The 11785-nt window shown below is 53.9% G+C and carries 11 protein-coding genes; 5 read left to right on the plus strand and 6 right to left on the minus strand.

Annotation, left to right across the window (positions count from 1 at the left end):
• Nucleotides 1-3: 3 nt before the first annotated feature.
• On the minus strand, nucleotides 4-1419 hold the full coding sequence (locus Q0X64_RS04895; protein ID WP_297809423.1) for an acetyl-CoA carboxylase biotin carboxylase subunit: 1416 nt from the start codon (nucleotides 1417-1419) through the stop codon (nucleotides 4-6).
• 116 nt (nucleotides 1420-1535) lie between these two features.
• Between Q0X64_RS04895 and Q0X64_RS04900 the strand changes: the two genes are divergently transcribed.
• Entirely contained in the window at nucleotides 1536-2486 is a 951-nt protein-coding gene (locus Q0X64_RS04900) for a LysR family transcriptional regulator (protein WP_297809424.1), read from the plus strand.
• Here Q0X64_RS04900 and Q0X64_RS04905 read toward each other — a convergent pair whose 3' ends face one another.
• The gene (locus tag Q0X64_RS04905; RefSeq protein WP_297809425.1) at nucleotides 2487-2687 is read right to left on the minus strand and encodes a hypothetical protein; all 201 of its coding nucleotides are present in this window, start codon (nucleotides 2685-2687) and stop codon (nucleotides 2487-2489) included.
• Between the two features lie 179 nt (nucleotides 2688-2866).
• On the opposite strand from Q0X64_RS04905, the gene pqqA reads away from it, so the two are divergent.
• Nucleotides 2867-2938, plus strand: a complete 72-nt coding sequence (gene pqqA / locus Q0X64_RS04910) for a pyrroloquinoline quinone precursor peptide PqqA (protein ID WP_081443609.1) — start codon at nucleotides 2867-2869, stop codon at nucleotides 2936-2938.
• Between the two features lie 84 nt (nucleotides 2939-3022).
• Here pqqA and Q0X64_RS04915 read toward each other — a convergent pair whose 3' ends face one another.
• Nucleotides 3023-3232, minus strand: a complete 210-nt coding sequence (locus tag Q0X64_RS04915) for a hypothetical protein (protein ID WP_297809426.1) — start codon at nucleotides 3230-3232, stop codon at nucleotides 3023-3025.
• 201 nt (nucleotides 3233-3433) lie between these two features.
• Here Q0X64_RS04915 and Q0X64_RS04920 point away from each other — a divergent pair, with 201 nt between their 5' ends.
• A complete protein-coding gene (locus Q0X64_RS04920) occupies nucleotides 3434-3766 on the plus strand; it encodes a hypothetical protein (RefSeq protein WP_297809427.1) in 333 nt (110 codons plus the stop codon).
• A 16-nt stretch (nucleotides 3767-3782) separates the two neighbouring features.
• On the opposite strand, the gene Q0X64_RS04925 is transcribed toward Q0X64_RS04920, so the two are convergent.
• The 3 genes from Q0X64_RS04925 to Q0X64_RS04935 form a co-directional block, all read right to left on the minus strand.
• Complete coding sequence (locus tag Q0X64_RS04925) at nucleotides 3783-7208, minus strand: GMC family oxidoreductase N-terminal domain-containing protein (RefSeq protein ID WP_297809428.1); 3426 nt, start codon at nucleotides 7206-7208, stop codon at nucleotides 3783-3785.
• 15 nt (nucleotides 7209-7223) lie between these two features.
• Complete coding sequence (locus Q0X64_RS04930) at nucleotides 7224-8912, minus strand: alkaline phosphatase D family protein (RefSeq protein ID WP_297809429.1); 1689 nt, start codon at nucleotides 8910-8912, stop codon at nucleotides 7224-7226.
• A 377-nt stretch (nucleotides 8913-9289) separates the two neighbouring features.
• The gene (locus tag Q0X64_RS04935) at nucleotides 9290-9586 is read right to left on the minus strand and encodes a hypothetical protein (protein ID WP_297809430.1); all 297 of its coding nucleotides are present in this window, start codon (nucleotides 9584-9586) and stop codon (nucleotides 9290-9292) included.
• A gap of 393 nt (nucleotides 9587-9979) precedes the next feature.
• Here Q0X64_RS04935 and Q0X64_RS04940 point away from each other — a divergent pair, with 393 nt between their 5' ends.
• Together Q0X64_RS04940 and Q0X64_RS04945 are read left to right on the plus strand one after the other, a co-directional pair.
• Entirely contained in the window at nucleotides 9980-10552 is a 573-nt protein-coding gene (locus Q0X64_RS04940) for a hypothetical protein (RefSeq protein WP_297809431.1), read from the plus strand.
• On the plus strand, nucleotides 10542-11777 hold the full coding sequence (locus Q0X64_RS04945) for a hypothetical protein (RefSeq protein ID WP_297809432.1): 1236 nt from the start codon (nucleotides 10542-10544) through the stop codon (nucleotides 11775-11777). The genes Q0X64_RS04940 and Q0X64_RS04945 overlap by 11 nt, the downstream gene beginning before the upstream one ends.
• Nucleotides 11778-11785: the final 8 nt, after the last annotated feature.

Consider the following 11785-nt stretch of genomic DNA (forward strand, 5'->3'; position numbering starts at 1 on the left):
GGCTTACCAGCCGGCATGGGCTGCAATTGCAGTGGCCAAAGCCAGCGCGACCGCGCTGGGACGTTGTTTATCGGAATATTTCAGCAGTTCCGGGTGGGCCGGGACAAAACCGGTATCAAAATGGCCGCTGCGGAAGTCTGCGTGGTTGAGGATCTGCTTGTAGTAATTGGCCGTGGTTTTGATGCCATGCAGGCGCATATCATCCAGCGCCCGCTGACCGCGGTTAATGGCATCATCCCAGTCCAGCGCCCAGACCACCAGCTTCAGGCACATTGAGTCGAAATAGGGCGGAATGTCGTAACCGGTATAAATCGCGGTATCCACCCGCACACCGGGACCGCCGGGCGCATAGTAGTGGGTAATACGGCCGAAACTGGGTAGAAAGTCGTTTTTGGGATCTTCCGCATTGATACGGAACTGCAGGGCAAAACCGCGATAGCTGATGTCCTGCTGGCGGTAGCTGAGCGGCTTGCCTGCGGCAATCCTGAGCTGTTCACGCACAATATCGACACCGGTAATTTGCTCGGTGATGGTATGTTCGACCTGCACCCGGGTGTTCATTTCCATGAAATAAACTTCATTGCCGGTGAACAGAAACTCCACCGTGCCGGCATTTTCATAGCCCACGGCTTCCGCGGCGCGCACTGCCAGATCACCCACATAGTCGCGCTGCTCCGGGGTCAGTTGCGGACTGGGGGCAATCTCGATCAGCTTCTGGTTGCGCCTTTGTATCGAGCAGTCACGTTCATAGAGGTGAATCACATTACCTTGGCTGTCAGCGAGGATCTGCACCTCAATATGGCGCGGATCGACAATACATTTCTCCAGAAACACCTCGGCACTGCCAAAGGCCTTGGTGGCTTCCGATATCACCCGCGGGTATTGCTGACGTAGTTCATCGGCGTTGTCGCAGCGGCGAATCCCCCTGCCACCGCCACCCGAGGTGGCTTTGATCATCACCGGATAACCGACTTCGTCTGCCAGAGACAGGGCTTCATCCAGGCTGTCCAGATTGCCGTCCGATCCCGGCGTTATCGGCACCCCGGCTTCACGCATGCTGTCACGGGCCGCGGTTTTATCACCCATTTTCTCGATCACACTGGATTTGGGGCCGATAAAGGTGATCTGGTGTTTTTCGCAGAGGCGGGCGAATTCGGCGTTTTCAGAGAGGAAACCATAGCCGGGATGAATCGCATCACAACCCGTTTCTACTGCCAGGTTCACAATGCGCAGCGGATCCAGATAGCCGGATAAGGGGTCTTCGCCCAGAGAATAAGACTCGTCCGCACGTTTCACATGCAAAGCATAGCGGTCGGGTTCGGTGTAGATCGCTACCGAGCGTATGCCCATTTCGGCACAGGCCCTGACGATACGAACCGCAATTTCGCCGCGATTGGCGATCAAGACTTTTTTCAGCATGCAGCAGACTCCTGGATCAGATGCCAATAATGTAAAGAAACGGCCTCATAATGAAAAATTGATATAATTTTTATCTGCGATAAGCAATAACTTATGGATGGAGAGGAAGTGGCTTTATGCCAATGACATTAAAGCAGTTATTAAGTCGTTTGTCGTTCAGGCAGATGCAAGTGTTTCAGGCGGTTTATGAGTTGCAGGGCTATGGTCGGGCAGCAGAAGCCCTGGGCCTGACCCAGCCTGCTGTCAGCTCACAAATCCGCAAGCTGGAGCAGGCACTGGATCAGCCCTTATTTGAATATGTCGGCAGGCAACTTTATTGCACCCGCGCTGGTGAAATGGTGGCACAGCGCATTAATGCGGTGTTTGAGCAGGTTGCTTCATTGCAGGCTGATTTGCATAGTTTGAGGGGACAGTTGTCAGGGGAGCTGAACCTGTGTGCGGTGAGTACAGCGCAATATGCCGTGCCCCACCTGCTGCAGCCCTTTCTGGACCGCTACCCGACAGTTAACGTCAATCTCAGGGTCATGAACCGGGCCAGCGCCATTGAGCAACTCAACAATAACAGTGACGAACTGGTAGTGATGGGACTGGTGCCCAGCGATCGCTCATTGGCGACCCTGCCATTTTTAGATAATGAGCTGATTCCGGTCATGGCAGCTGATCACCCGCTGGCAAGGCAAAAAGCCTTAACGCCCCAGCAGTTTCTGGATGCGGGTTTATTATTGCGTGAAGCCGGCTCCGGTAATCGCCTGGCTTTGGAGCAGCATTGCCAGCAACAACGTTTGTCACTGCGCTCATTGATGGAGATGACTTCTAATGACGCTATCAAGCATGGGGTATTGGCAGGACTCGGCGTGGCCGTTTTACCCAAGCTCAGCGTGCTGGCGGAATTACGGCAAGGGCAGTTGCTCAGTCCTGAGCTGAAAGGTTTTCCCTTACGTCGCAGCTGGTGTCTGGTCTATCCTAAAGGCAAACACCTGACACCGGTGATGCAGGCTTTTCTGGAATACACGCAGGCCAATCTTAAGCAGATAAACCAGTATTTTGCCAAATTGATGGCTGCCTGATCAGGGCTTGATAAAGCGGGTTTCAACGTGCAGCGAGTCTTTCTGCTTTTCCCGTTTCAGCTGCCAGCCTTGTTCAAGGATGAAGTCCAGCGCCTGCTCATAGCTGTCAAAAGCCTGCTCGACCTCTAAAGTCTGGTCATTTTCCTCGTAGCTGACATGGAACACAGATTCTGACTGGGTAATGGTAGCTTGTGGTTTCATGAGAACTCCTCAACTGATTCATGCTTGATCGTTAACTAAATCCGTGGGCGGGTAAAGCGGTCATTTGCTGAATCAGTAAAATCCTGAGTGTTCTCAAGAAAATCACTGTATTGCCTGCTGACCCAGCTTAGTAACATTTGAACCGCAGTCGAAGTAAACCAAACCAAGAGGTGATTATCATGTGGACTAAACCAGAATACTCAGACATGCGTTTCGGTTTTGAAGTGACCATGTATATCTGCAACAGATAATACAAGTATCGAACGTAAAAAAGCCCCGCTCAGCGGGGCTTTTTTTTGCCTGTCGTTGATACCGCCTCTGCGGTAATGCTTGAACTAGACTTTAACGTTGATATTGTTACCGATGCTGGCTGAAGGCTGACTTGGTGTTGCCGCGCCCACTGCCGCCTGGATCAGTTGCACACTGGCCTGACCTTGAGCCTTGGCAGCATCATTACTGAGTTTGAGTGCTGCCACTTCCTGCTGGGCGGCGATACGCTCTGCAGACAGTATGGGTGAAACGTTTTGCGTTCTTTCAATATCCATAAGCACACCTCTTAATTTGTCACCAGCATAATACAAACTGGCGCCGATGTGAAGCTAATCTATTGTCACGATTAGCATTTTTGTCTGAGTTTGCCTGATGCGGCTGGTGTTTTGAATAAAAGCATTAGAGAATGAAACTATACGGTAGCCATTCCGTCGTAAATTACAGAGGCTTTAATCACTCCGCAGGGAATAGAAACCATGGTCAAAACAGTTGATGAGCGTCATCAAGAGGCCCGCCTTGATCCCGGCACTTTGCCGCCATGCGAGAATGAGGCTGAATGCCGCAAAGCAGCACAGAGTGGAGAACCGCATGCACTGCTGGCGCTGGCACAGGCTTTGATTGACGACAGCATTGAGCATCAGGATCCGGACGAAGCACTCAAGCTGCTGGAGCGGGCGCGAAAGGCAGCCGGCAGCGATGCTGAGACGATCAATGAATGGGTCACGATTATCGAGGCCCGGGTTCATAAAAAGAAACATGAACTGGGGGAAGCCCAGCAACTGGAAATGATGCATAACGAAGATGCCTGAGCATCGCTGACTGACCTCAGGCCGTCTGCAACAGATGCGCCAGTATCAACGGGTAGACATCGATATCGGCCTTATCACCGAAAATACAGTCTATGTGGGCATAAGCCGGAATCACATGCCGCTGGTACTGGCTGTTGCCAAAACGCTGGCACAAGCGGTTATAAGTTCGCTTGGTGCTCTCCGGCAGATAACATTCATTGTCTTCACCGGAAATAAACAGGATCGGCAGATTCAGCCTTTCCAGATGCGGCAGGTAGCTATCGTTGCCATCGCTATCGACCAGCTTGCCGGCCCGGCACATGGTAGCGAGATGGGCCAGGGTTTCGATATTGGCTTCAGCAAATAACTCATCCAGGTTGCTGTGCAACAGATGATTGAGTTGATCATGACGATACAGTGAGGCATACATAAAAGTGATGCGGTGACAGCTATCGTTATGGCACTGGCCCTGGGCATTGGCCAAGGCATTGATATCCAGCGCTTTATGATAGAGGTCTGTTAGTAAAGAGCCCCCGTCATCAGGAGGATCGGCAGTGAGTGAGTCTACACCCAGCCGCTCCAGGAAAGAGGGTAAATGTAAGCCGGTTTTCAACGCTGTGGTGGTCGGCACCACGATATCGGTGGCAATTTGCGAACAGACAATACTGCGCACCCCTTCCAAACCTGCCAGCATCGACATAATGAAGGTGGTGGCCCCGTAGCAATGCACCAGCGCCTGTACAGTGTCGGCCCCAGTGATGAGTTTAATCTTGCTGATCGCCGCCGGGTAATCAAAGCGGGCCACCTGGTCGCCGTTGGATTGATGGGCTGCTGCCGGCAGCAGAATGCTGACCCGATAATCCAGCAGCCAGACATCAAAGCCATTGGCCACCAGATACTCCACCAGATTTGTATCGATCATATCGGTTGAGAAGATACTGGAAGCCACCCCCAGCCCGTGAACCAGCATTACCGGGCCTTTCTGACCGCCCTGATAGCGGGTCAGTTTCAGCTCAACCCCGTCCTCGGTCAGCAGAGGATACACTTCCGGTGCCGGTGCCCGCAATGGCCTTTTCTTTCTGGGCAAAGTGGGAGTGTCGCTGTCGGGATTAAAAAACACCCCGCCATAGGTCTGGTAAAGCGTCCCGGCAAAGAAACGGCCGAAATCGGCGGTGGCCCTGAGCCGCTGCTCCCAGTTGTCGGCGCGGATGACTTCCAGCGTACTCATCTGCCGCAGTAAATCCACGGGTGCAATGTGCAGCACGGCTTTGCCGACCAGAGAGCCGCTGTCGTCGGTGCCCCGGTAGAGGGTCACAAACAGCGTGGTGGTATCGGTCCAGACTTCGCTGATCCCCGGATCATTTTTGATCAGTTTGAAGCCATCAAAAAAATAGGCTTCACCGCTTTCTGCATGTAGCAGCATGCGGTAACGCATCTGACGGCTGTCGGGCGGTGAGTCGATGGACTGGAACAGGTTGAAATGACCGGCACTGACGGTCAAAGCCTTGTCTGACAGCGCCGGGCAATGAACACTGCCATTAATCCGGGCGGCATGGGCCGGATCGTTGAGCATGTTTTGCAGATCATCACTGACAATGGTCAGGGTGAACTCCATCGGGTTATCGTCGGCCTGTCCGGCCAGCTCTGCCTGGTAGAAGCTTTGCAAATCATCCTGGTTATCGCTCAGCTTGGCAAAATGACCACGCATGGTCTCGGTAAAACGTAAGCCCATGGTCTGAGGGGGATGCGGTCGATTTGGGGCAGAAGGCAGACTGTAATCAATAACCCAGCCGTTATCCCTGGCCATCAGCGCGCAGCAGCGCTCGGTCAGGGCGCTGATAGTGAACAAAGGGTTGACCGCAATCGAGGTGGGGATCACCGAGCCATCCGATACGTACAGATCGGAATAGACCGTATCATCCTGGCCCGTGAAGACCTGGCCCTTGTGATTGACGACGCCCTCACTGGCATCGGCGGACATCGCACAGCCACCCAGCGGATGAACGGTGACCAGGCTGTTGTGAAACAGCGGTGACCATAGGGGATTTTCGACATAGCTGCCGCCCAGAGCCGTGGTGGCTTCGGTAAGCCGCTGGTGGGCATGAGCAAAGTTAGCCTGTGCGCCCAGATCGGGCCAGTCGATATTGACCCGGTCATGTTCCAGCGTGATGACGCCCTGTGCATCATCATGGCTCATCACCAGAAAGGTCTGGGTTTGATTGACAGCGCCGTGATAAGGGCCGCGCAAAATGCTCTGCCAGACATTGCCCTGTTCATCCAGGGCATCGTCATTATCCGTATCATCACCCAGCCATCCGGCAGCGCTGGCCAGTGCCGAAGGCAATGCCTGACCCAGCGCACCGGGTAAAGCGCCTTCCTCAATCACCATGCGCTGATGCTTGTCGGGGTGATGGCGCAGATCAATCAAGCCGGTAATGCAGGGGCCGACCGGGTTGAGCTCGCCCGGCGGCCGAGTGCCGAAGCCGACGCCATTGATCAGATCATCGCAGTTATAAGCAAAGCCCAGCATATCGCCGTTGCCGGTAAAGCCATGACCCAGTTTGTCGGATAACGCCAAACCCTGTTCACGACTGCGCAGCAGAATCTCATTACTGCCCAGGGTGCCTGCCGCCAGCACCACTTTGCGGGCATCGACAAACATCAGCGGTGCATCAAAACGCTCACGGCCCATTTCCACAGGCTGGTAATACACCCGCCAGCCATCGGCTTTCTGCTGCAGATGATGCACGCTGGCCTGGCAAAAAATCTCGGCCCCATGATTCCAGGCATCGGGCAGGTAGTTCATCTGTGTGGTGTTTTTGGCGCCATAATTACAGCCGCTGACGCAGTCCCCGCAGTTGTTGCAGGGCAGTTGTTCGACACCGACATGGTTGACGCCGGCGGCAAAGCTGTCGAAATTGACATTGATGGGGGGCCGGGAAAAGTCGGCGCCCATGGCCTGTGCCGATTGGCGATGCGCTTTGAGTTTATTCAGTGGCGGATAGTCATCCGGATAAGGCGTCGGCTTGAGCATGTCGGCAGCCAACTCAAAGCCCTGCTGCAACAGGCCATCCTCATCATCGCGGATTTGCTGTGGCCAGGCCGGGTCGCTCAGGACTTCCGCTGTAGGCGGCAGCGACACATTGGCATTGATTAGAGAGGTGCCGCCCAACCCACAACCGACCACCACATTCTGTTGTGCCTGAACATGAATATCATAGAGGCCGGTTTCATCACCCAGATGTTTGCCGGGCAGGTGAAACTGCATTTCCCTGAGCGCCTCGGCTTCGGTATCGGGAAACTCGCCCAGCAGAAATTCGCGGCCGCGTTCCAGCAGGCAGACGGTCTGACCGGCTCGCGCCAGTCTGGAAGCGGCAATGGCCCCGCCGTAGCCGGAGCCGATAACGATCACATCATAAGGATCAGATTGGATGTCTGAGAGATCGGAGGACAGGCGTTTCATCGTGTCTCCCTTGCCTTACCAGGCTGCGAGTTTGAGCTGGGATTGTATCGGTCTGCCGGGCAGGCCGAACCAGCCGCCAGCTTCCAGGATCTGACCTTTATTACTGAAAGTGGTGACCTGGATATGGTGACTCGCCGGATCAACATCAATCCGGCAGAAGTTATCTTCCTGGGTGAAGTTCCAGGCCCGGTAATCCATCTTGCAGACTTTGCCATCGGCGCTGAACTCGAAACTGTCTTCCTGACCTTCCGCCTTTGAGTCATGCACATAAGCTGACGGCTCGCCATCAGCAAAGGGAAAAGGCCAGTAGAGCGCGGAAGAGACAATGGAAAAGGCCCGGATTTTTTCGGCATCGGCAAAGCCGCTGAATGCTATTTCCGCCACATTGCTGCAGTGAATATCGCCGGACAGGAACACCACGTTCTGGATTTGATGCTCAATCAGTGTGCGCAAAATGGCCTCGCGGGTGTTGGGAAAAGCCGGCCAGGAATCGCTGTCCTCTTTCCACTCAATCTTCTGTTTATCAGTCCCTTCGCGGCCAGTTCGGGCATCAATAGGACTGGGTGCAAACACGCTGGCGCTGACAATAAACTTGGGCGCATTGCCGAATTTTTGCTGACTTTGTTTCAGCCAGAACAGCAGTAAATCCAGTTGGCTGGGTTCTTCTTCGGACAAGCTGGGCCGGCCCAGTAAATGGTTATCCCTGAGACTGTCACCCAGATCGCCCATATGTCGCTGAGTACGGGTATCCAGCACAAACAGCGGATAGCCACTACAGGCAAAATCATAAAACAGCCGGTCACCATAACAGGTCGGCCCATGGACCCACTGATAACTGCGATAGGCATTGATGGCCAGGTTGAATACACGGCGGCTGTCGGCACGGCGGATCCGGTCCTGATGCCAGTTGTCCTCGATCTCATGATCATCGAGAATCATATAAGTCGGCACCTGCCGCAGCAGCTTACGCATATGCCGTGAACCGAAAGCCGAGTGATAGCGTTCCTGAAATTCCTCAAAAGTATCCGCCAGCCCCAGCGGTATATGGCGGTTGAGCATATCGGCATAAATCTGGTCACCGACCATCAGCAGCATATTCACCGGTGGCCGGCCGTCGCGGCCCTGCGCTTCAGCGAGCAGGGGCTCAAAGATGGCATCGGAATGACGGGTTTTCCACAATAAGCCTGGGTAACGGCAGGAGCCCAGCAAAAGACTGAGCGGCCGTTGCTCGTTGCCGACAGCAGGGAAGGTGGTGAAGCTGGCCTCGGAAAGCTCGGGGTCGAGCCGTTCCAGATCATTAAACCAGACCATGGCATCCGGCAGGCGCTCGGCCAGTGCATCATGCGGCATGCTGTCCAGTTCGGGGCTGGGATCATCAATATGCAAAGTGCCGACACGCACCGTGTAGTGGGTGTTGGGTTTTAGAGGAACAGGGCGGTTATCAGCAGGCTTGAGCCCCACTTCCTCGCCCAGCGTGAAAGTGCCGGTGCGGTCATATTCGCGTCGCAGCCGGAAGTAATAGACACGTTTTTTTCTGGGGCGGCGGTCGTTTTCATGGGTGATGGCAATCACCCCCACTGTGCGCCGGTGCGCATTGACATCTGCGCCTTCATCACCTGCCGCGCCACGAATCCAGATCCGTGACGTGGTATCGGTGGTATGACCCACAATCGGCCCCAATTGAGCCGGACGAAGACTGCTCATAACCCCTCCTTTCCCTGGCGACTGCCTGAGCTTGTCGTGACTAGCCTTAACTATGATCTATTTCAGTTTGGGGATCAATAAGATACCTGAGTCATTATCAGCCAGCACTGAGCGCTTTTACCTTGGACCCGTTCGCAAAAGCCAGAAGCGAGCATGACGCAAGAGCGGGCGGCGGCGAACAGAGAGAGGGGACAAAAAGAAGCCAGGTAAAAACCTGACTTAATTTAACAATAGAAGGCGAGGTATGACCCTATGAAGCTGGATGCCTCAGTTATGTTATCGGTCTTTTTTTAAAAAACTGCAAGCCTTTTTTGAACCATGGCGATTTTTTGTGAAACGCATCGCAATCGGGCATCAAGCTACGATGCCGAATAAATTCACTCTTGTTGCTGGCGGGAAGCCCGGCATTCCTCGTATACGGTTTCACTGAACTGCTTGGCAGCGAAGAACTGGGATTCATAGTCCTCTGCGATAGGCTCGGCATAGGCCCTCAGTAATAAACCACGCGAGAGGTTGCCGGGCGTGTCCTTGACCGCTTCGCTGATGGGCATGCCCTGCTGTCGCCAGCTCATAAATTGACTCGCTTTATTTTTCCAGCCATCGCAGTCCAGCGTTTGTTCAGCATGAGCCGCGGCAGAAAAAGAGACTAAAATCAGCATCAGTAAAAAGCGCATCGTTCTACCTCAATTTATGTTTGATGTGTGAGTATTTCTCTGTCCGGGTGAAGAGTCTGTGAACCTGGCTTGGGGCTGTTTGACCAGAGCGACGGAGACGGACTTTTGCCGCTGTGAATTGGGTGAGCCCCCACCTCTGCGGTAAAGGCAACTGCGAGCCAAGCCTGTACTCGCATGCCTTTGGAACTATTGTCCGCGTATTTTTTCAAAATTACGCTTGCTACACTTACTTATACAAAAGCTCTTTAAGCTGATGGCTGATAGGTTTATGAGCGACCGCTGAGCAGGCGAAATTTATGTTACTTTCATTTCAACATTGCCTGGCGGGCCGAAGTGAATGGAATATTCAAACATGATGGGTGAGATTGACGCAGAAAAAGAGGACATGCAGTCATGAAAACTGTTGTCTACCGCTGTAGATATGCGCTGAGTCTGGCACTGTTTATCGCCGGCTCCGTGCTTGCTGACGAGCCTTCATCAGATAAAACCACTGATGACTGCGAAGTCGTGGGCATCAACTACCAGGACAATCCGGAGCTGACCCGCGCAGAGAAACTGGCTCTGATGGAACAGGCCTTCTACGAATCACTAAAAAAATTCGAAGACTGTAATTTGTCCATCAACGACAGTTCATCAGCAAACGGCAACGCCGCATCAGCCGCAGGCAGTGCGGGCGGTGAGTCTGCTGCCAGTGAGGCTATGCAGGGTACTGAGGCTGAAACTGAACAGGAAGCGGTCGCCGCCAGCGACGCCAGTTCAGCGGTGAGCAGTGAAGACAACAGCGAACAAGTGCTCAGTGGCCCGGCAGACAATGGCAAGATCCCCGATGATATTCCGCCGGCTGAAAATGATGATGCCATTGCCGCCCAAATCCGCATTGCAGCTGAAGCCGAAACCGACCCCGAAGTCCGCAAAAAATTGTGGAATGAATACCGTAAATACAAAGGAATGAACGTTGAACATTGATCGTTTCAGACAACCCTCCAAACTGCTGGTCTACCTGCTGATCATGATGCATGCGCTGACCGCCTGCGTCGGTGGTCAGAGCAAGCCTTCAGCGACCGGGCCGCAGCTGGCTTCAAGCTTCGAAGAAGACAGTAGCGAAGTGGCCTACACTGGCCCCAGGCTGGATGTCATTATTCCGGCCTTTTCCCCCGGCCTGTCGGAAGATGAAGCCAATTATGAAGAAGAAGGTATCTGGCCCGAACTGCGCCGCGCCGAAGCCAACCGCTTTGCCTATAAGCTGAAACAGGCACTGGAAAAAACCGGCAAGTTTGGCGCTGTGCGGGTCACGCCGGATAACACCGCTTCCGGCGATTTGTATGTGCTGGGAGAAATTATCGAATCCAATGGCATGGATCTGGAATTCGATATGGAAGTCGTGGATATCAGTGGCAAGCAGTGGCTGGATGAAAACATCGCACATGAAGTCACGGAAGGCTTTTACAAAAATCCCAGAAACGAGGGAGTCGACGCCTACGACCCGGCCTTTGAGGACGCCGCCAATCGGATTGTGGCCGCCCTGCTGGAACAACAGCAGCGCCGTCTCGCCGAACTTAAACAGATTGCCGATCTGCGTTTCGGCGCCAGCTTTAATGAACAGGCTTTCCTGCCTTACCTCAACACGGATGCGCAGCCGATGACGCTTAATGCCATGCCCAGCGATGCCGACCCGCTGTTCCAGCGCGTGAAATCGGTGCGGGTTCGCGAGCAGTTGTTTATCGATAATCTGCAGCAGGATTACAGTGGTTTCAGTCAGCAGATGGAAGACAGCTATCTGGTCTGGCAAAAAGCCAGTTTTACTGAAATGCAGCTCAGAAAAGAAGCCAACACCAAAAGCTGGATGAAGATTGCCGGCGGTGTGCTGCTGGTCGCGGCCGCTATTGCGGCTGCCGCCTCCGGTGAGCCATACGATAATAATATCGGTGCTGATATTGCCGCGGTGGCTGCCGGTGTTGGTGGCGCGGTGCTCATTAACAGCGGCTTCACCTCACGTGAGGAAGCCAAGATGCATCAGGATGCCATTAATGAACTTGGGGAGTCGGTCAACCTGGAAATGTCGCCGCAGGTCATCAGCTTTGAGGAAAAAACGGTTGAACTTACCGGTGATGTCGAGGAACAGTTCCAGCAGTGGCGCGCCTTTATGTCACAAATGTATGAGCTCGAGGCCACCCCTGAAACCCAGCTGTAGGTCAGCCC

The sequence above is a fragment of the uncultured Methylophaga sp. genome (assembly GCF_947259025.1).
Classification (GTDB): domain Bacteria; phylum Pseudomonadota; class Gammaproteobacteria; order Nitrosococcales; family Methylophagaceae; genus Methylophaga.

What these genes read in the sequence shown, in the direction of transcription:
- Q0X64_RS04935 (WP_297809430.1), bottom strand. Translation starts at nt 9,586, where the DNA reads ATGCGCTTTTTACTGATGCTGATTTTAGTCTCTTTTTCTGCCGCGGCT.
- Q0X64_RS04895 (WP_297809423.1), bottom strand. Translation starts at nt 1,419, where the DNA reads ATGCTGAAAAAAGTCTTGATCGCCAATCGCGGCGAAATTGCGGTTCGT.
- Q0X64_RS04925 (WP_297809428.1), bottom strand. Translation starts at nt 7,208, where the DNA reads ATGAAACGCCTGTCCTCCGATCTCTCAGACATCCAATCTGATCCTTAT.
- Q0X64_RS04940 (WP_297809431.1), top strand. Translation starts at nt 9,980, where the DNA reads ATGAAAACTGTTGTCTACCGCTGTAGATATGCGCTGAGTCTGGCACTG.
- Q0X64_RS04915 (WP_297809426.1), bottom strand. Translation starts at nt 3,232, where the DNA reads ATGGATATTGAAAGAACGCAAAACGTTTCACCCATACTGTCTGCAGAG.
- Q0X64_RS04930 (WP_297809429.1), bottom strand. Translation starts at nt 8,912, where the DNA reads ATGAGCAGTCTTCGTCCGGCTCAATTGGGGCCGATTGTGGGTCATACC.
- Q0X64_RS04900 (WP_297809424.1), top strand. Translation starts at nt 1,536, where the DNA reads ATGCCAATGACATTAAAGCAGTTATTAAGTCGTTTGTCGTTCAGGCAG.
- Q0X64_RS04920 (WP_297809427.1), top strand. Translation starts at nt 3,434, where the DNA reads ATGGTCAAAACAGTTGATGAGCGTCATCAAGAGGCCCGCCTTGATCCC.
- Q0X64_RS04905 (WP_297809425.1), bottom strand. Translation starts at nt 2,687, where the DNA reads ATGAAACCACAAGCTACCATTACCCAGTCAGAATCTGTGTTCCATGTC.